The 25,012-nt window shown below is 71.0% G+C and carries 17 protein-coding genes; 8 read left to right on the top strand and 9 right to left on the bottom strand.

The features are described 5' to 3' along the window. Positions 1 to 39 precede the first annotated feature (39 nt). Genes Pka01_RS11850 through Pka01_RS11860 form a run of 3 tightly spaced genes read right to left on the bottom strand, consistent with a single transcriptional unit; the run spans position 40 to position 3,142 of the window. A complete protein-coding gene (locus Pka01_RS11850) occupies positions 40 to 1,332 on the bottom strand; it encodes an ABC transporter substrate-binding protein (protein WP_203882741.1) in 1,293 nt (430 codons plus the stop codon). A gap of 30 nt (positions 1,333 to 1,362) precedes the next feature. Continuing rightward, positions 1,363 to 2,250 carry a carbohydrate ABC transporter permease gene (locus Pka01_RS11855; protein ID WP_203882742.1) on the bottom strand — a complete coding sequence of 296 codons (888 nt, stop codon included), beginning with the start codon at positions 2,248 to 2,250 and terminating at the stop codon, positions 1,363 to 1,365. A 25-nt stretch (positions 2,251 to 2,275) separates the two neighbouring features. Beyond that, positions 2,276 to 3,142 carry a carbohydrate ABC transporter permease gene (locus tag Pka01_RS11860; RefSeq protein ID WP_203882743.1) on the bottom strand — a complete coding sequence of 289 codons (867 nt, stop codon included), beginning with the start codon at positions 3,140 to 3,142 and terminating at the stop codon, positions 2,276 to 2,278. Between the two features lie 229 nt (positions 3,143 to 3,371). Between Pka01_RS11860 and Pka01_RS11865 the strand changes: the two genes are divergently transcribed. The 3 genes from Pka01_RS11865 (at position 3,372) to Pka01_RS11875 (ending at position 10,267) form a co-directional block, all read left to right on the top strand. Continuing rightward, on the top strand, positions 3,372 to 4,289 hold the full coding sequence (locus Pka01_RS11865; protein WP_203882744.1) for a 5-dehydro-4-deoxyglucarate dehydratase: 918 nt from the start codon (positions 3,372 to 3,374) through the stop codon (positions 4,287 to 4,289). Between the two features lie 57 nt (positions 4,290 to 4,346). Then, positions 4,347 to 5,645 carry a pectate lyase family protein gene (locus Pka01_RS11870; protein WP_203882745.1) on the top strand — a complete coding sequence of 433 codons (1,299 nt, stop codon included), beginning with the start codon at positions 4,347 to 4,349 and terminating at the stop codon, positions 5,643 to 5,645. Positions 5,646 to 6,232: 587 nt separating this feature from the next. Beyond that, entirely contained in the window at positions 6,233 to 10,267 is a 4,035-nt protein-coding gene (locus Pka01_RS11875; RefSeq protein WP_203882746.1) for a discoidin domain-containing protein, read from the top strand. A gap of 60 nt (positions 10,268 to 10,327) precedes the next feature. Here the strand turns inward: Pka01_RS11875 and Pka01_RS11880 are convergent, their stop codons facing one another. Together Pka01_RS11880 and Pka01_RS11885 are read right to left on the bottom strand one after the other, a co-directional pair. Next, positions 10,328 to 11,755 (bottom strand): aldehyde dehydrogenase (NADP(+)), encoded by a 1,428-nt coding sequence (locus tag Pka01_RS11880; protein ID WP_203882747.1) that lies wholly within the window; start codon positions 11,753 to 11,755, stop codon positions 10,328 to 10,330. 1 nt (position 11,756) lies between these two features. Next, positions 11,757 to 12,557, bottom strand: coding sequence for an NAD-dependent epimerase/dehydratase family protein (locus Pka01_RS11885; RefSeq protein ID WP_239114916.1), 801 nt, complete (start codon positions 12,555 to 12,557; stop codon positions 11,757 to 11,759). Positions 12,558 to 12,790: 233 nt separating this feature from the next. On the opposite strand from Pka01_RS11885, the gene Pka01_RS11890 reads away from it, so the two are divergent. Genes Pka01_RS11890 through Pka01_RS11910 form a run of 5 tightly spaced genes read left to right on the top strand, consistent with a single transcriptional unit; the run spans position 12,791 to position 20,900 of the window. Continuing rightward, a complete protein-coding gene (locus Pka01_RS11890; protein ID WP_203882748.1) occupies positions 12,791 to 13,696 on the top strand; it encodes a 5-dehydro-4-deoxyglucarate dehydratase in 906 nt (301 codons plus the stop codon). Then, positions 13,690 to 14,949 carry a glucarate dehydratase family protein gene (locus Pka01_RS11895; protein ID WP_203882749.1) on the top strand — a complete coding sequence of 420 codons (1,260 nt, stop codon included), beginning with the start codon at positions 13,690 to 13,692 and terminating at the stop codon, positions 14,947 to 14,949. The genes Pka01_RS11890 and Pka01_RS11895 overlap by 7 nt, the downstream gene beginning before the upstream one ends. Further along, entirely contained in the window at positions 14,946 to 16,076 is a 1,131-nt protein-coding gene (locus tag Pka01_RS11900) for a hypothetical protein (RefSeq protein ID WP_203882750.1), read from the top strand. The genes Pka01_RS11895 and Pka01_RS11900 overlap by 4 nt, the downstream gene beginning before the upstream one ends. Positions 16,077 to 16,091: 15 nt before the next feature. Further along, positions 16,092 to 19,334 (top strand): AfsR/SARP family transcriptional regulator, encoded by a 3,243-nt coding sequence (locus tag Pka01_RS11905; RefSeq protein WP_203882751.1) that lies wholly within the window; start codon positions 16,092 to 16,094, stop codon positions 19,332 to 19,334. A 30-nt stretch (positions 19,335 to 19,364) separates the two neighbouring features. After that, positions 19,365 to 20,900 (top strand): DHA2 family efflux MFS transporter permease subunit, encoded by a 1,536-nt coding sequence (locus Pka01_RS11910; RefSeq protein WP_203882752.1) that lies wholly within the window; start codon positions 19,365 to 19,367, stop codon positions 20,898 to 20,900. On the opposite strand, the gene Pka01_RS11915 is transcribed toward Pka01_RS11910, so the two are convergent. The 4 genes from Pka01_RS11915 to Pka01_RS11930 all read right to left on the bottom strand — a co-directional run bounded on the left by Pka01_RS11915 (position 20,893) and on the right by Pka01_RS11930 (position 24,978). After that, complete coding sequence (locus tag Pka01_RS11915) at positions 20,893 to 21,405, bottom strand: DUF402 domain-containing protein (RefSeq protein WP_239114917.1); 513 nt, start codon at positions 21,403 to 21,405, stop codon at positions 20,893 to 20,895. The genes Pka01_RS11910 and Pka01_RS11915 overlap by 8 nt on opposite strands. 83 nt (positions 21,406 to 21,488) lie before the next feature. Then, the gene (locus Pka01_RS11920) at positions 21,489 to 23,174 is read right to left on the bottom strand and encodes a ribonuclease J (RefSeq protein ID WP_203882753.1); all 1,686 of its coding nucleotides are present in this window, start codon (positions 23,172 to 23,174) and stop codon (positions 21,489 to 21,491) included. A gap of 215 nt (positions 23,175 to 23,389) precedes the next feature. Then, entirely contained in the window at positions 23,390 to 24,307 is a 918-nt protein-coding gene (gene dapA, locus Pka01_RS11925) for a 4-hydroxy-tetrahydrodipicolinate synthase (protein ID WP_203882754.1), read from the bottom strand. Between the two features lie 254 nt (positions 24,308 to 24,561). Continuing rightward, complete coding sequence (locus tag Pka01_RS11930; protein WP_203882755.1) at positions 24,562 to 24,978, bottom strand: hypothetical protein; 417 nt, start codon at positions 24,976 to 24,978, stop codon at positions 24,562 to 24,564. Positions 24,979 to 25,012: the final 34 nt, after the last annotated feature.

Genomic DNA, 25,012 nt, shown 5'->3' on the forward strand with positions numbered 1-25,012 from the left:
CCGGTGCGAGGTCAGGGTCGCACCGGCCCCGTCCAGGGGTCAGCCGCCCTGCGCCTTCTTCCATTCGGCCTGGGCGTCGGTGAGCTTCTGCGCCATGGTGTCGAGGAACTCCTGGGGCTTCATCTGCCCGAGCAGGACCTTCTGGAAGAGCGGCTCGGTGTCGGCCTTCGTGATCGAGGAGAACTGCGGCAGGTAGTAGGGCGGGGAGACGACCGCGGTGTTCGGGTCGTTGAGCGCGTCCACCGCCGTCTTGAGGTGCGGCAGGCCCGTCACCCAGGAGTCGCCCTGCGCCTCGGTGTTGGCCGGGATCTGGCCCGTCTGCTGGTTCCAGTAGCTGTTGCTCTCCTTGGAGACCAGGAACTCGACGAACTTCCAGGCGGCGTCCTTGTGCTCGCTGCCCTTGAAGACCGCGAAGCCGTCGACGGGGTTGGCGACGATCGTGCGCTTGCCGGACGCGCCGACCGGCAGCGCGAACGCGCCGACCTTGTCCGCCCCGTGCGCCTTCACCTGGTCGTTGTACGAGCCGAGGTTGTGGTGCATCATCGCGATCTTCCCGGTGCCGAACGCGGCCACCATCTTCGGGAAGTCGTTGGTGACGTCGGCCTCGGGGGTGTCCTTCTTGTACAGGGCCGCCAGCTTGGTCAGGTACTCCACGTTCTTCGGGTCGTTGACCGTGCTCTTGCCCGAGGCGTCGAAGAACTCGGTGACGCCCGAGTAGGCGTACATCTCGGCGAGCACCTGGAAGATCGAGCCCGCGCCGCCGCGGATCGTGTACCCGTACTGGTCGGGGGCCTTGGTGAGCTCGTGCACGTCGGTGAAGAACTCGTCCCACGTCTTCGGCGCCTCGGGGAGCTTGTCCTTGAGGTACCAGACGACGTCGAGGTTGGAGGTGCCGGGAACGAGGTACAGCTTGCCGTCGGGCACGGTGTCGCGGACCGAGTCGAGCATGGGCGCGGCCAGCTTGCCGTTCACCGCGCTCTTGCCGAGCCAGTCGTCGGCGGGCTCCAGCGCCTGCTGGCCGACGAGGTTCGCCAGGTAGGAGGTGGTCACGCCGCCGACGTCCGGGGTGTCCCCGCCGGCGATGGCGGTGTCGTACTTCTGCTGCACCGAGGCGATCGGGATGCCGACGTACTCGACGTGGATCGTCGGGTTGGCCGTCTCGAACCGCTTGATCAGCTCCTGGTAGATCGGGGTGCGGGTGCCGCCGTTGTTGTCCCAGAACGTGATCGTCGTCTTGCCGGACTCCTCCGAGTCCGGGCCGGATCCCGAACCGCAGCCCGCGACCGCGACCGCGAGGACGGCGATCGCCGCCCAGGCCGTTGTTCTCTTCATGGTTCCTCCTGCTGATGGTGGCGGGGGGAGCTATCCCTTGACCGCCCCGGCGCTGATGCCGTGCACGAGATAGCGCTGGACCACTGCGAAGACGCAGACCACGGGAACGGCCGCGACGACGCCCCCGGCCGCGAGCGCCCCGAAGTCGGCGCTGTACTCCCCGATCGTGTAGCTCAGCCCGACGGGGATCGTGAAGCTGTCCTGCCTGCTGACGAACATCAGCGCGAACAGGAAGTTGTTCCACGTGTGGATGAACGCGAACGATCCGACGGCGATCAGCCCGGGCCGCAACTGGGGCAGGACGACGGCGAGGAAGGCCCGCAGCCGGGTGCAGCCGTCGACCATGGCCGCCTCCTCGACCGTGAAGGGCACGGCCGAGATGAATCCGCTCATGAGGATGACCGAGAGCGGCAGGTTGAACACCGTGTCCGCGACGATGAGGCTGCCGAGATTGTTGATCAGCCCGAGCGTCTTGAAGATCGTGAACAGCGGGATGAGCAACATCGCCCCGGGGATGAACTGGGTGCACAGCAGCACGACCATGAACAGGGTCCGGCCCCTGAACCGGTACCTGGACAGGGCGTACCCGCCCATCACGGCGAGCACGGTGGTGGCCAGCAGCGACCAGACGCCCACGATCACGCTGTTGCGGAAGAACACCGCGTAGCCGATGTCGTTCCACACCGTCTCGAAGTGCTCGAAGGTGATCGGCCAGGGCACGGGCGTGGTCGATCCGGCGGGCCGCACCGCGAAGACGAGCATCCAGTAGAAGGGCACGAGGGTGAAGACCAGGTACAGCCCGAGCGGCACGTAGAGCCGCAGGACGCGGCCGGGGTCCCGCTTCGGCCGGGGCCGCCGGTGCGACCGGTCCCCCGAGGCGTGCGCCCGTCCCGCCCGGATCACGACGTCAGTGCTCATGCCGGTCGTCCCGCCTCCTCGCCGGTCATCGGTCCTCCCCGAACCGGCTGAGCCGGAGATAGAGGAGGGAGAAGAACAGCAGGATCACGAACCCCGCCATCGTCAGCGCCGAGCCGTACCCGAAGTCCTTGGAGTCGATGGCGCGCTGCGCCACGTAGAGCGGCAGCGTGGTCGTGACCTGCGCCGGGCCGCCGCCGGTGAGCGTGTAGAGCAGGTCCACGTTGTTGAACTCCCACACGGAGCGCAGCAGCGTGGCCAGCACGATCGCGTCACGCAGGTGGGGCAGCGTCACATGGCGGAAGCGGCGGACGCGGCCGGCGCCGTCGACCGCCGCCGCCTCGTACAGCTCGCCGGGGATGCCCTGGAGACCGGCGAGCAGAAGGATCGCGAAGAACGGCACCCCGCGCCACAACTCCGTCACGACGACGGCGGGGAAGACCGTGTCGAGGTTGCCGAGCACCGCCGTCTCCGGATGGCCGAGGAACCTCAGCACTCCGGTCCCCGGCGTGTAGAGCAGAATCCAGATGCCCGTCGTGAGCACCCCGGAGACCGCCCAGGGAGAGAAGACCAGCGACCGCGCGAGGCCCCTGCCGATGAAACTTTCATTGACGATGAGCGCCAGCGCGAGGCCCAGCAGGAGTTGCAGCCCGATCTCCGCGACGACCCATTTCGCGGTGAATCCCAGGCTCTGCCAGAAGAGCTCGTCTTCGAAGAGCATGCGGCGGAAGTTCTCCAGCCCGGCGAACCCGTCGGCCCACGGCCGGGTCAGGTTGCGATTTTGCAGGCTGTAGTACGCGACGCTGCCGATCGGATAGACGAGGAACGCGGCGATGAGCGCGACCGTCGGCGATATCAGCAGGTACGGCACCGCTCTGCGGCGCAGGGACGACATCGGCACCCACCTCTCCAATGACACATTTCTGAACCGAGTTCACAAACGTGGACGGCCTCAACGGTGATGTTCAGTCAGGGGGTTGTCAAGGAGTCGTGTCCTATTCGAAATGTTTCCGATCGCCGCATTTGTGATTTCGGCGGGATGTCTTGACCGCGGCCCCTGCCGGGCTTACCTTCCGGGTGTTCATGTATATGAATGCCGTCCATAAACATGTCAGGGGTGTCAGTTGTCGTTCGACGGCCTGCTGTTCTTCCCGGTCACACCATGCGACGAGGAGGAGCGGCTCGACCTCGGAGCCTTCCGGCGGCACGTGCGCCAGGGCGTCGAGGCGGGCTGCGGAGCGGTGTTCGCCTGCTGCGGGACGGGCGAGTTCGCCGCGCTGAGCCTGGCCGACTACGCCGCGTGCGTGGCGGCCGCCGTCGAGGAGGCGGACGGCCGGGTGCCCGTGGTCGCCGGCACCGGGTACGGCACCGCGATGGCCCTGGAGTTCGCGGCCGCCGCCGCGGACGCCGGGGCCCAGGGCCTGCTGGCGCTCCCGCCGTACCTCGTCCAGGCCGGCCAGGACGGCCTGCGCCGCCACTACGAGGCGCTCGCCGACGGCAGCCGGCTGCCGATCATCCTGTACCAGAGGGACAACGCCGTCCTTGAGCCGGAGACGGTGGCGGAACTCGCCCGGCACCCCGGGATCATCGGCCTCAAGGACGGCCACGGCGACCTGGACCTGATGCGCCGGATCATCGAGACCGCGCCGTCAGGCCTGCTGTACTTCAACGGCCTGCCGACCGCCGAGACGTCCCAGCGGGCCTACCGGGACCTCGGGGTGGTGCGGTACTCCTCCGCGGTCTTCTGTTTCCTGCCGCACCTGGCGCTCGCCTGCCACGACGCCCTCCGCGACGGACGGGACGACGTCGTGGACCGTCTGATGAAGGAGTTCTATCTGCCTTTCGTCGAGTTGCGGGGCCTCGGCCCCGGATACGCCGTCTCCCTGGTGAAGGCGGGGGTGCGCCTGCGTGGTCAGGACGTGGGACCCGTCCGCCGGCCGCTGGTCGACCCCGGCCCCGAGCACCTGCGCAGGCTCGCGGAGCTGATCGATCGCGGCCTCACCCTGATGGAGGACCTGGAGCGATCCCCGGACCCCGCGTGAGACCGCCGATCGGCGATCGCGGGAGCCGGCCCCGGGCCACCGGAACGGAGTCAGCTCATGCGCAAAACGACCCTCCTCCTGTCGGCCGTCCTGGCGCTCTCGACCGCCGCGCCCGCCGCGCCCGCCGGGGCGGCCACGCACGGCGGCGGCCCCGGTCACGGTGCCGGGCTCGGCCGCCAGACCCTGCCCGCGAAAGACGGATGGGCTTCCGCCGGAACGGGGACGACCGGCGGGGCCGCGGCGCCGCCGGCGAACGTCCACACCGTCACCACCCGGTCGCAGCTCGCGGCGGCGCTCGCCGCTCCCGGCCCCCGGATCATCTACGTCAAAGGCCGCCTCGACAGCGGGAAGAGCTGCGCCGACTACGCCACCGGCGGATACACGCTCGCGGGCTACCTAGCCGCCTACGACCCGGCCGTCTGGGGAAGGGACGCCGAGCCGTCCGGCCCCCTCGAAGAGGCCAGAGCCGCCTCGGCCGCCAACCAGACCGCGCACATCAAGCTGAAGGTGCCGTCGGACACCACGATCGTCGGGCTGCCCGGCGCGACCATCCGGCATCTCAACCTGCACGTCGACAACGCCGACAACGTCATCATCCGCAACATCCGGTTCGAGGACGCCGCCGACTGCTTCCCCCAGTGGGACCCCACGGACGGTGAGACCGGCAACTGGAACTCGCTCTACGACAACATCTCCGTGACCGGCTCGACGCACGTCTGGGTGGACCACAACACCTTCACCGACGGAACCAACCCCGACTCCGCCCAGCCGCTCAACTTCGGCCGGCCGTACCAGGTGCACGACGGCCAGACGGACATCACCAACGGCTCCGACTTCGTGACCGTGTCATGGAACGAGTTCTCCGGCCACGACAAGACCATGCTGATCGGCTCGACGAACAACCCGGCGGCCGATGCCGGGAAGCTCAGCGTGACCGTGCACCACAACCACTTCTCCGACACGCTCCAGCGGCTGCCGCGCGTGCGGTTCGGGAAGGTCCACGTGTACGACAACTACTACGAGGTGCCCGACGCCGCCACGTTCGTGTACGCCATCGGCGTCGGCGTGCAGTCCCAGATCGTCGCGGAGAACAACTACTTCCGGCTGAGTCGCGACGTCGACCCGGCGGGGCTGCTCTACGACTGGGGCGGCACCACCCTCACCGCCCGCGGCAACCTGCTGCGCGTCGGCGGGAAGGAACGGCCGATCGACCTGGTCGGCGTCTACAACGCGGCCCACGACCCCGATCTCGGCGCCGATGCCGGGTGGACGCCGACGCTGCACACCCGGATCGATCCCGCGAGCGCCGTCAGACGCGAGGTGTCCCGCCATGCCGGCGCCGGCCACCTCCCCTAACCCCCGGCCCCCTGGGTGTGATCACCTCACCCTGGGGGGCTGATCACCACATCCTCGGGGTTGATCACCACATCCTCGCGGGGTGATCACTCACCCTCGGGGTGATCATGCACAGGTTCGGGCTCGCCCGCCCCTACCTGCGGATTCATGAAGTGTGATCATGCACGGATTCGGAAGAACGCCCGTTGACCTGCGCCGTCAGTCACCGTGATCATGCATCAGGACAGCCCCGCTCGCGACCTTCCCCGTCACATGCATGCATGATCACGAACCGAGATCGCGCCGGCCAGGTGGCAACTCGGCGAATCCGTGCATGATCACGCGCGCGAGAGGCGCTGGCCAGACCCGCATTGCGCGAATCTGTGCATGATCACGAGCACTCGAGGCACAGGTCGGGCCCGCAGCGTGCGAGCTCGTGCATGATCACACACAAGTGGGGCGCTGGTCGGGCCCGCACGGTGCGAACGCGTGCATGATCACGAACACGCGAGGCTGTGTGAATGGGTGCGCGATCACACCCCAGGGGATCTTGACAACGGCTGGTCATATCGGCAGATTGACAACGTTGTCATCCCGTGGGAGTCATGATGCCCGAGTTGTCACCCGTGTCACGCCGCACCTTTCTGTCGGCCGGTGCCACCCTTCTCGCCTCGTTCGGCGTGGCCGCGACCCTGCCGGACGCCGCCCATGCCGCGTCCGCCTCACCCACCGGGCCCACGCCCGGATCGCCGGGGGCCGACCTCGCCCGCCACCGGCCGGTAACGGTGTCGTCCACGGACTACGCCCCGACGCCGGGCGCCTTCGCCGTGGACGGGCTGCCGCAGGTCGGCGTGCGCGGCAGCGGCTGGCGGGCCGCCCAGGGCGATCCGCAGTGGATCTCGATCGACCTTCAGGCGCCGTGCCACGTCGAGGCCGTCACCCTGGTCTTCGAGGCGACCCTCGAAGACCAGCCGTTCGACGGGAACTACTCCGACACCGACGGCGACGAGATCCGGTCGAGCGCCGCCGTCGCCTACCGGCTCGAGGTCTCGTCCGACGGCCGCGCCTGGCGCACGGTCCACGAGACGGCCGACGGCCGGGGCGGGGTCGAGGAGATCACGCTGACCGAGCCTGTCGTCGCCCGGTGGATCCGCATGACCGCGACCAAACGCTCCAACAGCAACCCGGTGGGCCTCAACGGCTTCCAGGTGTACGGCACGGCCACCGGGCACCGGCCGCCCGCGCGCGGCTGGACCGACTGGAGCGGCGGCGACCGGCCGGCGCCCGCGCTCACCGTCGCCGCCGACGGCACGGTGCCGCTGGAGTCGGGCTGGTCGCTCACCATGGACGACTTCGCCGGCACAGACGACGGCGCCGTCCTGTCCGCAAGAGGCGTCGACGTCCGGTCCTGGCTGCCCGCGACGGTCCCCGGCACGGTCCTCGGGGCGCTCGTCGACCAGGGCCACCTGCCCGATCCGGTGTCCGGCTACAACAACATGCAGATCCCTGAGGCCCTGTCGCGCCACTCCTGGTGGTACCGGCGGCCGTTGCGGCTGCCGAAGGGGCTCGACACCTCGGCCGGCCGGCGGATCTGGCTCGAGTTCGACGGGGTCAACCACGAGGCGACGACCTGGGTGAACGGCGTCCAGGTCGGCACCGTGACGCACCCGTTCGCCCGAGCGGCGTTCGACGTCACGGACGCCCTTCGGGGCCGCGTGGAGCACGTCGTCGCGGTCCGCGTCACCCCGATGCCGCATCCCGGCACGCCGGGCGACAAGGGCGCGGACGGCAACACGTTCCTGCAGTCCGCCCACCACTACCTCGACGCGCCGACGTACCTCGCGGTGTCGGGGTGGGACTGGATGCCCGCCGTGCGCGACCGGGTCACGGGCATCTGGAACCACGTCAGGCTGCGCAGCACGGGCGTGGCCGTCATCGGCGACCCGCACGTCACGACCGCGCTGCCCGGCCTGCCCGACACGCGCACGGCCGAGGTCACCGTCGCCGTGCCCGTGCGCAACGTGGGGAGCACGACGACCGCCGTGACGGTGCGGGCGTCCTTCGGCAAGGTCGACGTCCGTACGACGGTGACCGTCCCCGCAGGCGAGACCGTCACGGTGACGTTCTCGCCGGAGTCGTTCGCCGCGCTCAGGCTGAGGAACCCCGAGCTCTGGTGGCCGAACGGCTACGGTGACCCTCACCTGCACGACCTGCACGTCACGGCGACCGTGCGCGGCGAGGTCAGCGACCGGCGCGACCTCCGGTTCGGTATCCGCGAGTTCGCCTACGACTGGGACCAGCCCATCGTCGTGTCGCCGCCGGGGAAGCCGCCGCTGGAGTTCACCGACGGCCGCGCGCCGCAGACGGTCACGTTCGACCGGCAGCACGCCCGGCATGTCCGCATCCAGGCCGGTAAGCGCGCGACCGGCTGGGGAGTGTCGATGTGGTCCCTGTCGGTGGCGGACGGGGACGGCGCGGACCTGGCCCTTCGCAAGACGGCCACGGCCTCCTCGACGGACGGTAACGGGCCGGGCAACGCCGTCGACGGCGACGCCGGGACCCGCTGGGCGTCCGCGTACCAGGACGACCAATGGATCCAGGTCGACCTCGGCGCCGCGGTGGACTTCGACCGGGTGACCATCGTGTGGGAGCAGGCGTACGCACTGGACTACCGCGTGCAGGTCTCCGCGGACGGCGACGCCTGGACCGACGTGAAGTCGGTGACGAACGACACCCCGATCGGCAACACCGCGGTCCAGGTCGAGACGTTCCCGCCGCAGACCGCGCGCCATGTGCGCATCCAGGCCGGCAAGCGCGCGAGCCAGTGGGGCGTCTCGATGTGGACGCTCTCGGTGCAGCGGCAGGCCGACCCGACCGTCGACCTGGCACTGAACAAGACCGCGACCTCGTCCACGTCGGAGAACGACACCAACGTGGCCGGCAACGCCGTGGACGGCAATCCGCGCACCCGCTGGGCGTCGGCGTACCAGGACGACCAGTGGATCCAGGTCGACCTCGGCGCCCCGGTCGACTTCGACCAGGTCACCATCGCCTGGGAGCAGGCGTACGCCCGCGACTTCGTCATCCAGGTCTCCGACGACGGGGACAGGTGGACCGACGTGAAGTCGGTGAACAACGCCGTCCGCCAGCTGAAGATCAGCGTGAACGGCGTGCCGGTGTTCTGCCGGGGCGGCAACTGGGGCTGGGACGAGCTGCTGCGCCGGGTGCTTCCGCACCGGCTGGCGGACACCGTCGAGATGCACCGCGACATGAACTTCACGATGATCCGCAACTGGCTGGGCAGCAGCAACCGGGAGGAGCTCTACCAGGCCTGCGACGAGCAGGGCATCCTCGTGTGGAACGACTTCTGGCAGGCGGGGCAGTTCCTGCCGAACCCGCCCGGCTACGTCGACATCGCCGCCGACACGATCCGGCGCTTCCGGCACCATCCGAGCATCGTGGTGTGGTGCGGCGCCAACGAGGGCGACCCGCCCCCGATCGTCGACGCGGGGCTGAAGCAGGCGGTCGCCGACTTGCACCCCGAGATCCTCTACATCCCGAACTCCGCGGGCGGCATCGTCAGCGGCCACGGGCCGTACCGCTGGATCGACCCGCCGGCCTACAACGACAAGAACACCTACGACACGGGCGCCTTCGGCTTCCACACCGAGATCGGCATGCCGGTCGTCCCGGTGGTGGAGAGCATGCGCAACCTCGTCGGCGACGAGCCCGGCTGGCCGATCGGCGAGGTGTGGAACTACCACGACTGGTCGACCATCGGGAACCAGCACACCGACACCTACCTGGCCGCGATCGACGACCGGCTCGGCGCATCCGCCTCGCTCGAGGAGTTCGCCACGCGGGCGCAGTTCGTCAACTACGAGAGTCACCGCGCCATGTTCGAGGCGTGGAACGCCAACCTGTGGCAGGACGCAACCGCCCTGCTGCTGTGGATGTCGCATCCCGCCTGGCACAGCACGGTGTGGCAGACGTACGACTACGACCTTGACGTGAACGGCGCCTACTACGGCGCGCGCAAGGGCTGCGAGCCGTTGCACGTGCAGGCCGACCCCGGCACGTGGCAGGTCCGCGTCGTGAACCACACGACCGCGGCGCTCACCGGCGCCACGGTCACCGCGAGGCTCTACGACCTGGACGGCAGGCAGCTGGGCAAGGCCCAGAGCGGGCGGGTGGACGTCGGCACGTCGTCGACGTCGGCCGTCTTCACGCTCGCCGCGCCGGACGGGGTCCCGCTGCACCTGGTCCGCCTCGAACTGCGCGACGGCCGCGACCGTCTGCTGTCGGAGAACACCTACTGGCGGTACGAGCAGGCACAGGACATGCGGGCGCTCACCGGCATGCCGCGCACCCGCCTGTCGGTGTCGGCCACGGGTCCGCGCTCGTCCGGCGGGCGTGACGCGCTCACCGCGACGGTCGCCAACCGGGGCCGCGCGGTCGCCGCTCTGGTCCGGCTGAGCGTGCGCGACTCCCACGGCGACCGGGTGCTGCCCGCGCGGTACGACGACAACTACTTCTGGCTGCTGCCCGGCGAGACGCGCCGGGTGGAGGTCTCGTGGCCGTCACACGCGGACCGGCATGGGATCCACGTGTCGGCGCACGCCTACAACTCGGCCGCCGGCTAACAGTCCGCGCTCTTCTCCCCGGTCCGCCGGGACCGGGGAGAAGAGCGCCGGGGACGGCCGTCAGACGCGCAGGCGGCCGTCCACCCGCTGGGGGACGCCGAGCGGGTTGCCGTCCTGCAACTCGGGCGGCAGCAGGGCGGCTGGCCAGTCCTGGTAGGCGACAGGGACCAGCCACCGCCTGATCGCGGCCGCGCCCACCGACGTGTGGGCGGAGGCGGTGGACGCGGGCCAGGGTCCGCCGTGGTGCATGGCCCAGGTGACGGCGACCCCGGTCGGCCAGCCGTTCCAGATGAGGCGTCCCGCGAGCCGCTGGAGGACCTGCACGACGGCCCCGACGGCCCCGGCGTCCTCGGCTTCCGGTCCGGCGTGCACGGTCGCCGTCAGCGAGCCGGGCAACCGCGGAAGTACGGCAGACAGATCGGACGGATCACGATATTTCACGACTATCGCGGCAGGGCCGAAGCACTCCTCCCCCAGTTCGGGCAGCCCGTCGGCGAACGCCTCCAGCGAAGCGGTGAAGACCTGGGGCGTCACCGCGTCCGGCGCCGCTCCTGCGGCACCGGTCGCCAGCCTGGCCACTTCCGGTCGTGCGGCCAGCAGGTCGACCGCGCGGAGGTACCCGTCATGGATCTTGGCGGTGAGCATCCGACCGCCGGTGGTCGCGGCGACCGCGTCCCCGATCTCCCGCTCGAACCCTCCGACTTCGGGCACGAAGACCAGGCCGGGGTTGGTGCAGAACTGCCCGACGCCCAGCGTCAGCGACGCGGCGAACCCCGCCGCCACGGTGGCCGGGTCCGCCGAGGGCAGCACGATCACCGGGTTGACGCTGCCGAGCTCCCCGTAGAAGGGGATCGGGTCCGGCCGCTGGTCGATCAGCCTCCTGACGGCGGTGCCGCCCGCGAGCGATCCGGTGAAGCCGACCGCCGTCACGAGCGGATGCCGGACCAGCGGCCCGCCCGCCTCGAACCCGTGGACGAGCCCGAGGAGGCCGGGATCAGGAAGGGCCTGCCGTACCACCGAGGCGGTCAGGTCGGAGGTCCGCGGGTGGCCTTCGTGCGCCTTGACCACGACGGCGCATCCCGCCGCGAGGGCAGAGACCGTGTCGCCGCCCGCCACCGAGAAGGCGAACGGGAAGTTGCTCGCCGCGAACACCGCCACGACCCCGATCGGCCGGTTCATCCGCCGTACGTCGGGGCGGGGAGGCGTGGCCTGTGGATCCGCGTGGTCGATGACGGCCTCGGCCGCGCCTCCGTCCCGCAGGACCTCGGCGAACAGCCGGAACTGCGAGGCGGTCCGCCCGATCTCGCCGCGCAGCCGCACCTCTCCGAGGTGGGTCTCCGCGTCAGCGACCGGCCACAGCTCGTCCGCGTGCTTCAGCAGCGCGTCGGCGACGCCCTCGAGGATGGTCGCGCGCTCCGCGGCCGGGATGGCCCGCCACTTCGCCCCCGCCTCCTCGGCCCGTTCCACCGCCGTGTCGATACCGGTCATGTCAGTTCTCCCGGGTGAGGTTGTCGGCGTCGAGCGCCGGTCCGCAGAAACGCCCGCCGAGCAGCGCGTGCTCGATGCTCTCCGGATCGGGCTCGCCCAGCTCCGCGACGAGGCCCGGCGCGTGGACCTCGGCGTCGTCCTTGGGCTCGTAGCCGATGGCCCGGCCCTCCTCGAGCGACCACCAGCCACGGGTGTTGGCGGACACGCCCCAGACCACGTGGTAGCCGTCGGCGGCCAGCGACGCCTCGACCAGCCGGGCGCAGTCGTCGGGCGACAGCCAGGTGGACAACATGCGCAGGTCCCTCGGCCGCTCGAAGCACGACCCGATGCGCAGGCACGTCACGGCCATGCCGTACCTGTCGTGGTAGAGGGAGCCGAGCGCCTCCTTCGCCACCTTGCTGACGCCGTAGTAGGTGTCCGGGCGCGGGAACAGATAGTCGGGCGCCTCGGCCTCCCGGGGATGGAAGCCGACGGCGTGGTTGCTGCTCGCCAGCACGACGTGCCGGACGCCGGCCTTCCTCGCGGCCTCGAGCACCACGTACGTGCCGTTGATGTTGGCGTCCAGGATGTCCTGCCAGGGTTGTTCCACGCTGTGCCCGCCGAGGTGCAGGACGGCGTCGACGCCGTCCATCGCCTCCTTCATGGCCGCCGGATCGGTCACGTCGGCCGTGATCGCCTCCTCGCCCGCACCGGGCTCGACCGCGACGAGGTCGAGCAGGCGCACGACCCGCCCCTCGCGGGCCAGCCGCGGGCGCAGGAGGGTGCCGACGCCGCCGGCGGCTCCCGTCATGAGAATTCGCATGGTTCTCCCGTCCGACGTCGACTCCGCCGCGCCACGGCCACGTCGGCCCGTCGCGGCGGCGTCTCCCGTTGTCTCCGCCTGCCAGATATCAGCATTTATGTCCGCTTATTTGGGGAATCTTGACACCGTTAGTACCGATTCTTACAGTTGCCGACGGTGGTTCACAATCCTGACCCTGATTCATATATATGAACCACCTCGGCAGCAGCCGGTTACCAAGATTGCGTGGATTGATGCGTCTCGAAGGTGTCTTGTTCTTCCCGGTCACTCCTTTCACCGCCGACGGCGCACTCGACGAGGGGGCGCTGCGCCGGCATGTCGAGGACGGCGTGCGCGCGGGCGCCGGAGGGGTCTTCGCGGCCTGCGGCACCGGCGAGTTCCATGCCCTCAGCCTGGACGAGTACGAACGCGTGGTGCGGATCGCCGTCGAGGCGACGTCGGGGCGCGTCCCCGTGTTCACGGGCGCCGGCGGGCCGTTGCCGTTCGCGCGGGCGTGCGCGGAGGCCGCCGCCCGGGCCGGCGCGGACGGCCTGCTGGTGTTCCCGCCGTACCTGGTGTCCGCTCCCCCCTCGGGCCTGGTGGAATACGTCCGCCGGGTCTGCACGGCCACGGACCTCCCGGCGATCGTCTACCAGCGCGGCAACGCGGTGTTCACCCCCGAGGCGGCAGCCGAGCTCGCGCTGGAGCCCACCATCGTGGGATTCAAGGACGGCCTCGGCGACCTCGACCGGCTGCAGCGGATCGTCCTGGCCGTACGGCAGGTCGCCGGCCGCGACTTCGCCTTCTTCAACGGCATGCCGACGGCGGAGATGACCGTCCCCGCCTACCGGGGACTCGGGGTGGATCTCTACTCCTCCGCCGCCTTCTGCTTCGTTCCCGAGGTCGCGCTCGCCTTCCGCCGGGCGGTCACCGAAGGGGACGAGGCCCTGACGCGGCGATTGCTCGCCGAGTTCTACCGCCCTCTCGTCGAGCTCCGCGATCTCGTACCCGGGTACGCCGTCGCCCTGGTCAAGGCGGGCGTCACGCTGCGCGGGCTCGACGTGGGCGGGGTGCGGCCGCCGCTGGTCGACGCGGCGGCCCGCCACGTCGACCGGCTGGAACGCCTCATCAAGAGGGGATTGGAGATCGTCGCATGCTGATCCGCGAGGTCGTCGTCACACCGGTCGCCTTCAGGGACCCCCCTCTCCTCAACGCCGCGGGCGTGCACGAGCCCTGGGCGCTGCGCACGATCGTCGAGGTGGTCACCGACGAGGGCGTCACGGGCCTGGGCGAGACCTACGGCGACCTCGACCACCTGGCCAAGACGCGGACGGCCGCACGGGCGCTGACCGGGCTCGACGCCTACGACCGCAACGCCGTGTACACGGCAGTGGCCGCGTCCGTCGGCGCCGACGTCGTGACCGACGCGCACGGGCTGACCGGGGCCGCCACCCTGGAGAAGACCGTCGACCGGGTGTTCTCCCCGTTCGAGGTGGCCTGCCTCGACGTCCTGGGCAAGGCCGCCGGACGGCCCGTCGCCGACCTGCTGGGCGGCAGGGTCAGGGACGCCGTGCCGTACAGCGCGTATCTCTTCTATAAGTGGGCCGGGCACCCCGACGGGCCCGACGACGCGTTCGGTGCGGCGCTCGACCCCGACGGGCTCGTCGAGCAGGCCCGCCTGCTGGTCGGCCGGTACGGCTTCCGCTCGATCAAGGTGAAGGGCGGGGTGTTCCCTCCCGCCGAGGAGATCGAGGCCGTGCTGGCCCTGCGCCAGGCCTTCCCCGAGCACCCCCTGCGGCTCGACCCGAACGCGGCCTGGAGCGTGGACACCTCGATCGAGGTCGGCCGGGCGCTCGACGGCGTCCTGGAATACCTGGAGGACCCCACCGGCGGCATCGACGGGATGGCGGCCGTCGCGCCGCACGTCCCGATGCCCCTGGCGACGAACATGTGCGTGGTCACGCCTGAGCACCTCCCCCCGGCGATCCGGCAGGGGGCGATCGGCGTGCTGCTCCTCGACCACCACTACTGGGGCGGGCTCGTGAAGTCCTCCCACATCGCCACGTTGTGCACGACCTTCGGCATCGAGCTGTCCATGCACTCCAACTCCCATCTGGGGATCAGCCTGGCCGCGATGACCCACCTGGCGGCCGCCACACCGGCGGTCACCCACGCCTGCGACACCCACACCCCGTGGCAGGACGGACAGGACGTGGTGGCGCCCGGCGCGCTGCGATTCGTGGACGGAGCCGTACCGGTGCCGGACGGCCCGGGGCTCGGCGTCGAACTCGACCGCGACGCCCTCGCGGTCATGAACGAGCAGTATGAGAAGTGCGGGGTACGCTCCCGCGACGACACGTCGTACATGAAGCGCTTCCACCCGACCTTCTCCCCCCGGAGGCCACGCTGGTGAACGTCATCTACGCCTATCCCTGGGACCTCGTCGGCGACGGCGCCGCCGCCGGACGCCTCAGGGCGCTCGGCGCCGACGCCGTGGCGCTTGCCGCCTCCTACCACACGACCAGGGCGGCCACCCCCCTGCATCCGGCTCATCGCCTGGTCGACGCCCTGCACTCCGCCTGTTACGTCCCGGTGCGGGAGGAGGCGTGGCAGGGCCGGCGGCTGGTCCCCGGCAGGCCCTCCTGGATGACGTCCGCCGACCCGTACGGCGAGGCCCGCGACGCCCTGCGGGCCGAGGGCCTCGCGGTCCACGCCTGGACGGTGCTCACGCACAATTCGCTGCTCGGCTCGGCCAACCCCGACCTCGTCGTCAGGAACGCCTTCGGAGAGCTCTACCGGTACGCGCTGTGCCCGGCCTCCGGCGACGTGCGCGAGTACTGCAGGACGCTGGTCCACGAGATCGTGGAGCTCGGTGAGCCCGACGCGCTGATCCTGGAGGCGTGCGGCGCGCTCGGCTTCCGCCACGGCGGCCACCACGAGAAGACAGACGGGGCCGACTGGTCGGCCGCCCAGCTCGCCCTGCTGTCCCTGTGCTTCTGCGCGGCGTGCGTCCTCCGCTACGAGTCGGCCGGCCTCGACGTCACCGTGCTGCGCTCGAGGGTGCGGGCGGCCGTCGACCGCGACCCCCGCTCCGTGACGTCGGTCGACGAGGCCCTCGGCGACCTGGCGGACGCCGTACGGGATCTGCGGACGGGGCTGGCGGGCGAGTTGCGCGACCTGCTCCTCGCGGAGGCCCGGTCGGTACGGCCGGGCCTGCCCGTCACCCTGCATGCGAGCGCCGACCCGTGGGCGACCGGGCCCTTCGCGACCGTGCCCGCCGGAGTGGACGCCGACGTGCTCGTGGGCAACTGCTGGAACGCCCTCGAGGTCGACGAGGCCGGCCTGCGCGCACTCGGCCGGCTCGGCCCCCGCGTCGGCGCCTACCTGCTCGCGCTCGCGCCGCGGCCGGCGGACGCGGAGGCCCTGTCGTGGCTGGCCGACGCCTACACCGCGGCCGGAGCCGAGGAGATCCACTGGTATCACGGCGGTCTCGCCTCGGCCGCCCGCCTGGAGGCGATCTCCGCGACCATCGCCCGGTGAGCGACAATCTCTGTCATGCGGTTCGGCATCCTCGGCCAGACAGAGGTCTGGCTCGAGCACGGGCGCCCGGTCCCCGTCGGAGGACCGGGCCTTCGCGCGCTTCTCGGACTGCTGCTCCTCGGTGCGGGACGAGTGGTCACCGGCGAGCGTCTGATCGACGGCCTCTACGGCGCCGAGCCTCCGGCGAACGCGACCAACGCCCTCCAGGCCCAGGTCTCCCGGTTACGCCAGCAGTTCGGAGACCTCGTGGTGCGGCACCCGGCCGGCTACCGGCTCGCCGTCGACCCCGACGACGTGGACGCGCTCCGCTTCGAACGGCTGGCGGCCGAGGGACGGCGCGCCCTGTCGTCCGGCGACCATCACGCGGCGGCCCGGCTCCTGCGTGAGGCGCTTGGCCTGTGGCGCGGCCCGGCCCTCGCCGACGTCCCCGACGCGCCGTTCGCCGCGACGGAGGCTGCGCGGCTGGAAGAGCTGCGCCTGGACGCGGCGGAGGACCTCGCGGACGCGGCGCTCGCGCTCGGCGAGCACCGCGATCTCCTGCCCGAGCTGCAGCAGCGGGTCACGGCCCATCCGCTGCGCGAACGATCAATCGGCCAGCTCATGCGAGCGCTGTACTCCGGCGGCCGGCAGGCGGAGGCGCTGGCCGCCTTCGAGGACACGCGGCGCCGGCTCGCCGACGAACTCGGCGCCGACCCCTCGGCGGAACTGTCCGCGATCCACCTGGCGGTGCTCCGCTCCGACCCCTCCCTGTCCCCCGCCACGGCGGCACGCCGGTCGATGCCGGCCCAGCTCACGACGATGGTCGGACGTGCGGAGGAGCTGCGGCTCATCGACGCCCTGCTCGACGAGGCACGGCTCGTCACCCTCACCGGGCCCGGCGGCACCGGCAAGACCCGGCTCGCGGCCGAGGCGGCGGCGCGCAGGCCCGGCGGCGTCTGCTTCGTCGAGCTGGCGCCGCTCGGCGACGGGACGGACGTGCCCCAGACCGTCCTCGCCGCGCTCGGCCTCCAGGAGACCGGCCTGCTGGCCGGCTCCGCTCCAGGGCGGCAGGCGGCGCCACCCGACCCGCTCGCCCGGCTCGTCGCCGCCCTCAGCGACCGCCCGCCGCTGCTCGTGCTGGACAACTGCGAACACGTCGTGGAGGAGACCGCCAGGCTCGCCGACCGGCTGCTGGCCGCCTGCCCGTCTCTGCGCGTCCTGGCCACCAGCCGCGAGGCGCTCGGCATCACCGGCGAACGGCTCGTCCCCGTTCCCCCGCTGGCCCTTCCCCCCTCGGGCGGCGCCGGCCACGCCCTCTCCTACCCGGCGGTCGAACTGTTCGTGGAGCGCGCCCGCGCCGTACGGCCCGGCTTCGAACTCGACGCGTCGATCACCGAGGACGTCCTGCGCGTCTGCCGCGCGCTCGACGGGCTGCCGCTCGCCATCGAACTGGCCGCCGCCCGGCTGCGCTCGATGAGCGCCACCGAGATCGCCACCCGGCTCGGAGTGGCCGTGGGGACCGGCGCGGAGACGACGCCGGAGCCCGGGGACGGCTCTCCCGCCGACCGTTTCGCCCTGTTGTCACGCGGCAGCCGTACCGCTCAGCCGCGGCATCGGACACTGCGCGCGGTGGTCGAGTGGAGCTGGAACCTGCTCGACGACACCGAGCGCGCGCTCGCGCGACGCCTGACGGTCTTCGTCGGCGGAGCGACCCTGAACGGGGCCGAGCAGGTGTGCGGCGTGCCGGGCACCGACGGCGTGCTCGCCTCTCTCGTGGAGAAGTCCCTGGTCGAGGTGGTCGGCGACCGCTATCGCATGCTCGACACCATCAGGGCGTTCTGCGCGGAGCGGCTCGTGGAGGCGGGCGAGGAGGAACGGCTGCACGACGCGCACTCCGCGTACCTCCTCCGGTTCGCGGAGACCGCGGACGTCCATCTGCGGCGGTCCGAGCAGTTGGACTGGCTTCGCCGGCTGGACGACGAACACGACAACCTGCACGCGGCCGTACGCAGGGCGGCCCGCTCGGGTGACACTGCCCGCGCGCTGCGCCTGTTGTCCGCCTCGACCGGATACTGGCTCCTTCGCGGCCTGCGGAGCGAGGCCACCGGACTGGCGAGAGACCTGCTGGCGCGGATCGGCCCGCAGGTCCCGGACGGGCTCGACGAGGAGTACGCACTGTCCGCGCTCTTCGTCGTGTGGGGCGACGGTCACGACGCCGGGCTCGGCCCCTCCATGGAGACCGCCCTCCGGATGGTCGACGGCCTGCCGACGGTTCCCCGCCAGCCGTACGTCTACATGGTGCGCGCGATCGTGGGCGGCCCGCCGGAACGGGGCACGGTCCTCGAGGTCCCGCCCGGCCTGCTCGACGCGGATCCGTGGGTGAGCGCGCTCGTCAACTTCGGCAGCGCGTTCCTCCAGGCCTTCAACGGGCGGCTCCAGGAGGCCGAGCACCAGGTCGTCGCGTCGGTGGCCGCGGTCAGGGCCGTCGGCGACAGGTGGCTGCTGGTGACCATGTTGTCGGCCCTCGCCGACCTGGTCACCCTGCGAGGCGACTACGGCGAGGTCGAGGCGATCTGCAACGAGGCCCTGGAGTTCGCCGAGCAACTGGGCGCCGTGCTGGACGTGGCCGAGATCCTGTCCCGCCGGGCCGGTGGACGGGTCCGGATCGGCGACGACGCCGGAGCCCGGGCCGACTACGAGCGCGCCGCCGCACTGGCCCGCCGGGCGGGAGCGCCGGAGATCCTCGCCATCGCGCATCTGGGGCTCGGCGAGATGGCCCGCCTGCACGGAGACCTCGGCGTGGCGCGTGCGCTGTTCGAGAAGGCGCTGGCGGAGTGCACCGCGGACTCCTACGCCGCCGAGGAGGCACGAGTACGCCTGTTCCTGGCCCTCGGCTGGATCGCGCAGATGGGGAACGACGCCGCGGAGGCCCTCGCCTGGCACCGGCGCGCGCTCGCCACGGTGGTCAGCGACCGCGACCTCTCCCTGGCGGCCCGGGTCGCGGAGGGGCTCGCGGGTGTCGCCCTGCTCCACGATGACGGCGAGCGGGCGGCCCTGCTGCTCGGTGTCGGCACGGCCCTTCGGGGCTCGGCGCCCATCGGAGATCCCGACGCGGCCAGGGTCGTCGCCCGCTGCCGCGCCCTCCTCGGCGACGGCGTCTACGACGACGTCTACGAACGCGGCACGCGACTGACGGCCGAACGCATGACCGCGGTCACCGACGCCCCCGAGCCCGCGTTGACCGTTCTCGCACGGCACCTGTCAGCGTTCGGTGGCTGACTCGTCAGCGCTCCCGGACACGCTGACGGCATGAACGACACCCGTAAATGGGGCACGCTCGTGATCGCCTGCCTCGCCATGTTGCTGTTGTCCATCGACCTCACGGTGTTGCACCTCGCCGTGCCCAAGCTGGTCGTGAGCCTGAACCCGTCGGCGACCCAGTTGCTCTGGATCGCCGACATCTACGGCTTCGCGCTGGCCGGCCTGCTGGTGACCATGGGCAACGTCGGCGACCGGATCGGCAGGAAACGGCTGCTGCTCATCGGCACGGTCGCCTTCGGCGCGGCCTCCGTCGTGACGGCCTACGCGCCGAATCCCGGCCTGCTCATCGCGGCCCGGGCCCTGCTGGGCGTCGCCGGGGCGACCATCATGCCGTCGACGTTGTCGCTCATCCGCAACGTCTTCACCGACCCCCGGCAGCGGACCACCGCCGTCGGCGTCTGGAGCAGCGTCTCGGCCATCGGCTTCGCCCTCGGGCCGATCATCGGCGGTGCGCTGCTTGACGTGTTCTGGTGGGGATCGGTCTTCCTCATCAACGTGCCGGTCGTCGCGATCATCCTCGTCGCCGGGTTGCTCGTGCTGCCGGAGTCGCGCAACCCCCGCCCGGGCCGGATCGACCCGGTCAGCGTCCCGCTCTCGGTGATCGGGGTGCTCGGGCTGGTGTACGCCCTGAAGGAGGCCGCCTACCACGGGGTCGCCGAGGTCTCCGTCGCCGTCTCCGCCGTCGTCGGCCTCACCGCGCTCGTCGTGTTCGTCCGCCGGCAGACGAAGCTCGCCGAACCGCTCATCGACGTGCGGCTCTTCCGCCGTCGTTCGTTCTCCGCGGCGGTCGGCGCGGAACTCGTCGCCATGTTCGCCCTGCTGGCCATGTCGCTCGTCTTCGCGCAGTACTTCCAGCTGGTCGCCGGCTGGACCCCGCTCATGGCCGGGCTCGCGGGCATGCCGGGCGGGCTGGCCGGCGGCGCCGGCGGCGCCCTCGCCGGACCGCTCGTCCAGAAGATCGGGCGTGGGCCGGTCGTCGCCCTCGGCATGCTTCTGGTCGCCGTCGGGTTCACGCTGTTCAGCCGGATCGGGGTCGAGGTCAGCTACCCCTATCTCCTCGTCGCCATGATCATCCAGGGGGTGGGCATCGGCTTCACCTTCGCCGTCACCAACGACACCGTGCTGGCGACGGCGCCGAAGGAGCGGGCCGGGGCCGCGGGGGCCATCTCCGAGACCGCCCACGAGATCGGCGGCGCGCTGGGGATCGCCGTTCTCGGCAGCGTGCTCAACAGCGCCTACCGCAACGGGATCGACGTCCCGACCGGGGTGCCCGCCGCGGCGGACGGCCAGATCCGCGACACCCTCGGCGGGGCGATCGAGGCGGCCGCCACGCTGCCCCGTGACGTGGCCGCGGCCGTCACGGGCGCGGCCAAGCAGGCGTTCGTGGGCGGCATCCAGGTCACCGTGCTGACGGCCGCGGGGATCCTCGTCTGCCTCGCGGTCGCGACCCTGTTCGCGCTGCGCGGGGTGCCCAAGGTGATCCCCGAGCACGAGGAGCCCGCCGAGCCCGCCGCCGTCAGGTGACGAGTGACAACCACGGGGTGTGCGCGCCGCCGAAGGGGCCGGACGCACGCCCCACGGCGTCCATCAGCCAGGCGGCCGACAGCTCCGCCTGGCTGATGACATCGTCCGGATAGGCGTACCGCACCTGGTGCTCGGCGAACTCGTCCTCGTCGTCCAGGTGAAGCCGGCCGTCCCTGAACCGGATGACGTCGAGGTCGAGGTCGAGCATGGTCACCTCGTCACCGTGCCACCGCGGCACGGACGTGACGTCGCAGTAGATCTCCATCTCGTGCGGGGCCGCGTAGAACACGGCGGTCCACCACGCGTCGCGGGGGAACAGGCCCACGAACGCGTGCACCCACGTCACCGGCGGACGATGTCCCCTCCGGGCCACGGTCCCCGCGGGACAGCCGACCCACACCCCGTGTTCGTCCTCGCCGAGCAGCCGCCCGGCGTGGTTCCAGTGCAGGCCGCCCCCGTACTTGCGGTAGACGACCCGCACCCCGTCCGCGCTCACCTCAGACATGGGCGGCACGCTATGTCAGCGCCGTTGTGAGGCGCAACGGCGTCCGCCGTGCGGGGCCACACCGGAGTGCGGCCCCGGCGGGACTAGACCTCGACGATCACCGGAATGATCATCGGGCGGCGACGGTAGGTGTCGCTGACCCAGCGGCCCACGGTACGGCGCACCGTGCGGCGGATCTGCATGATGTCGGCCACCCCGGCGGCGGCGACCTCCTGGAGAGCGATCTCGATCTGCGGGATGACCGCGTCGAACGCCTCCGGGTCGATGCCGGACCCACGCGCGGTGATCTCCGGTCCGCCCGCCAGCTTCCCCGTGGTGGAGTCGACCACGATGACGATGGAGATGAACCCCTCGTCGCCGAGGATGCGCCGGTCCTTCAGCGCCACGTCGGTGATGTCGCCGACCGATGTGCCGTCGACGAACACGTAGCCGCAGGGCACCGCGCCGACGATGGAGGCCTTGCCGTCGACCAGGTCGACGACCACTCCGTCCTCGGCGATCACGATGTTCTCCTGCGGGACCCCCGTGAGGCTCGCCAGGTGCGCGTGCGCCCGCAGGTGGCGCCACTCGCCGTGCACCGGCATGAAGTTGGACGGCTGGGTGAGGTTCAGCACGTAGAGGAGCTCGCCCGCCGCCGCGTGACCCGACACGTGGACGCGCGCGTTGCCCTTGTGGATGACCTTCGCGCCCCAGCGCGTGAGCCCGTTGATGACCTTGTTGACCGCGGTCTCGTTGCCGGGGACCAGCGAGGACGCCAGCAGAACGGTGTCACCCGCCGCGATACGGATCGGGTGGTCCCGGTTGGCCATCCGCGACAGCGCCGCCATCGGCTCGCCCTGGGATCCGGTGCAGATCAGCACCACGTCCTCCGGCGGCCACTCCTCGATCTCCCTGGAGTCGACCAGCAGCCCGGCGGGGATCTTCAGGTAACCGAGGTCGCGGGCCACGCCCATGTTGCGGACCATCGATCTGCCGATGAGGGCCACCTTGCGCCCGTGCGCCTCCGCCGCGTCCATGACCTGCTGGACCCGGTGGATGTGCGAGGCGAAGCTCGCCACGATGATGCGCTTGTCGGCCGTGCGGAACACGTCGTCGATGACCGGCGCGATCTCTCGCTCGCTCGTGACGAAGCCGGGCACCTCCGCGTTGGTCGAGTCCGACATCAGCAGGTCGACGCCCTCGGCCCCGAGCCGGGCGAAGCCGCCGAGGTCGGTCAGCCGCCCGTCCATCGGCAACTGGTCCATCTTGAAGTCGCCGGTGTGCAGCACGATTCCCGCGGGCGTGCGGACTGCCACCGCCAGTGCGTCCGGGATCGAGTGGTTCACCGCGAAGAACTCGCACTCGAACGGCCCGAACCGGCGCCGCTCCCCCTCGATGACCTCGGCCTTGACCGGCTGGATCCGGTGCTCGGCCAGCTTGCTCTCGATCAGGCCCAGGGTCAGCCGCGACCCGACCAGCGGAATGTCGACCCGCTCGCGCAGCAGGTACGGCACGGCGCCGATGTGGTCCTCGTGCGCGTGGGTCAGCACGACCGCCTCGACGTCGTCCAGGCGATCCCTGATGTAGTCGAAGTCGGGCAGGATCAGGTCGATGCCCGGCTGGTCGGGCTCGGGGAACAGCACCCCGCAGTCGACGATGAGAAGACGGCCTTCGAACTCGAAGACCGCCATGTTGCGGCCGATCTCCCCCAGACCACCGAGCGCGACGATGCGCAGGCCGTTCTCGGGCACCGGCGGCGGCGGCGCGAGTTCAGGATGCGGGTGACTCATGAGAGCTCCCCCCCGCGCTCGTCCCGGTGGCTATCTCTGGTATTTCGCTCGCTCATTCGGCTCCATATGACTCACGGATTATGGACAACGTGCTGAACGCCGCGACCCGGGGAAGGGGACGTGGCGCAAGGGCCGGGGGCTGGCTCCGGCCGAAGACGACGGGGCGCGGCACCACGAGGGCCGCGCGGTGCGGGACGTGACGCGTCCCGCACGGCTCAGCTGTCAGCAAGTTTGAGACCTCCGGCGATGAGGTCTTCGCGCAGCAGGGTGACCTGCTCGTGGGTGGCGTCCACCAGCGGCGGCCGGACGAAGCCGGCGTCCTGGCCGGCCAGCTTCAACGCGGCCTTCACCATGATCGCACCCTGGGTCCGCTGCATGACGCCGGTGACCACCGGCAGCAACTGACGGTGGACGGCGAGCGCGCCCGCCACGTCGCCGGAGCCGTACAGGTCGATCATCGAGGCCAGCTCGGCGCCCACGACATGGCCGACGACGCTGACGGCGCCGGCCGCGCCCACCGACAGCCAGGGCAGGTTGAGCAGGTCGTCGCCGGAGTAGAACACCAGGTCCGTCGTGGCCATGACCTGGGACCCCGCGAACAGGTCGCCCTTGGCGTCCTTGACGGCGACGATGCGGGGATGCCGCGCGAGCCGTACCAGGGTCTCGGTCTGGATCGGGACGCCGGTGCGGCCGGGGATGTCGTACAACATCACGGGAAGCTCGGTCGCGTCGGCCACCGCCGTGAAGTGGCGGACCAGACCCTCCTGCGGAGGCTTGTTGTAGTAAGGGGTCACCACCAGCAACCCGTGCGCCCCGGCACGCTCCGCGGCGCGGGCGAGCTCCACACTGTGGCGGGTGTCGTTGGTGCCCGCGCCGGCGACCACGCTCGCGCGGTCACCCACGGCTTCCACGACCGCTCGCAGGATGCGGTCCTTCTCCTCGTCCGTGGTGGTGGGGGACTCCCCCGTGGTTCCACTGACGATGAGACCGTCATTGCGTTGCTCGTCCACCAGGTAGGTGGCGAGGCGCTGGACACCCTCGTAGTCGACCGCGCCGTCGGAGGTGAACGGCGTGACCATCGCAGTGAGCATGCGGCCGAAGGGGGCGTCGGAGGTTCCAGTTGGCGATGCCATAGACGGAACGCTACCTGGATCCCGACATGCCCGTGGACCCCGCCACCCCGTTATGCCGAAGTCATCGCCGCCCTCGCGACACGCGGGACGAAGACGGGCGATCCACATCATGTCCGGGCAACGAAAGAGACCGCCGATATGTGCTCGGGGGTACACACATCAGCGGCCTCTACCGGAGAATCGCCGCGTCTTACGCGGGCGTTACACGCTACTGGTGAGAATTTTTCCGAAGCCCGCCGCGGACCGCCGGACGCTCAGCGCGCCTGCCCAAGAATCAGCCTCATCCATAGATCTTCCATGCGGGCCGTGATGAGTCGTTCGGTTTCGTGGGCGATCTGAGCGTCGCCTTCGCGAATCGTCCGCCGGATGAACATCAGCCCACCCGCGTGGCACAGCTCGTAGATCGTCGACTTGCAGTCGCAGGTATGTCTGCGGACCCGTACGTGGTCGCAGCGCCGCGTGTCCTTCAACCACCTGATCTTCACGTGCTCCGGCTGGAGCGGGGCGACGTGGATGCCGTGGTACGGCGACTCTGCCTCGGCCGGTCGGCGGGCACGGGTCTTGGCCGAGCCGCGGACCTTCGCCGATGCGCTCCGGGGAGCCGACGCGCCGCGGGGAACGGGACGGCTGCGGCCCTGCTCTCCCGACGGACGTGCGCCGCCGGTGATCACGTCGAGATTGCGCGAAGAATCCTGAAATTGGGGA

The sequence above is a fragment of the Planotetraspora kaengkrachanensis genome (assembly GCF_016862895.1).
Lineage (GTDB): Bacteria > Actinomycetota > Actinomycetes > Streptosporangiales > Streptosporangiaceae > Planotetraspora > Planotetraspora kaengkrachanensis.

Coding starts and splice junctions, on each gene's coding strand:
- Pka01_RS11850 (WP_203882741.1), bottom strand. CDS start 1,332: ATGAAGAGAACAACGGCCTGGGCGGCGATCGCCGTCCTCGCGGTCGCG.
- Pka01_RS11855 (WP_203882742.1), bottom strand. CDS start 2,250: ATGAGCACTGACGTCGTGATCCGGGCGGGACGGGCGCACGCCTCGGGG.
- Pka01_RS11860 (WP_203882743.1), bottom strand. CDS start 3,142: ATGTCGTCCCTGCGCCGCAGAGCGGTGCCGTACCTGCTGATATCGCCG.
- Pka01_RS11870 (WP_203882745.1), top strand. CDS start 4,347: ATGCGCAAAACGACCCTCCTCCTGTCGGCCGTCCTGGCGCTCTCGACC.
- Pka01_RS11875 (WP_203882746.1), top strand. CDS start 6,233: ATGCCCGAGTTGTCACCCGTGTCACGCCGCACCTTTCTGTCGGCCGGT.
- Pka01_RS11880 (WP_203882747.1), bottom strand. CDS start 11,755: ATGACCGGTATCGACACGGCGGTGGAACGGGCCGAGGAGGCGGGGGCG.
- Pka01_RS11885 (WP_239114916.1), bottom strand. CDS start 12,557: ATGCGAATTCTCATGACGGGAGCCGCCGGCGGCGTCGGCACCCTCCTG.
- Pka01_RS11890 (WP_203882748.1), top strand. CDS start 12,791: ATGCGTCTCGAAGGTGTCTTGTTCTTCCCGGTCACTCCTTTCACCGCC.
- Pka01_RS11895 (WP_203882749.1), top strand. CDS start 13,690: ATGCTGATCCGCGAGGTCGTCGTCACACCGGTCGCCTTCAGGGACCCC.
- Pka01_RS11905 (WP_203882751.1), top strand. CDS start 16,092: ATGCGGTTCGGCATCCTCGGCCAGACAGAGGTCTGGCTCGAGCACGGG.
- Pka01_RS11910 (WP_203882752.1), top strand. CDS start 19,365: ATGAACGACACCCGTAAATGGGGCACGCTCGTGATCGCCTGCCTCGCC.
- Pka01_RS11915 (WP_239114917.1), bottom strand. CDS start 21,405: ATGTCTGAGGTGAGCGCGGACGGGGTGCGGGTCGTCTACCGCAAGTAC.
- Pka01_RS11920 (WP_203882753.1), bottom strand. CDS start 23,174: ATGAGTCACCCGCATCCTGAACTCGCGCCGCCGCCGCCGGTGCCCGAG.
- dapA (WP_203882754.1), bottom strand. CDS start 24,307: ATGGCATCGCCAACTGGAACCTCCGACGCCCCCTTCGGCCGCATGCTC.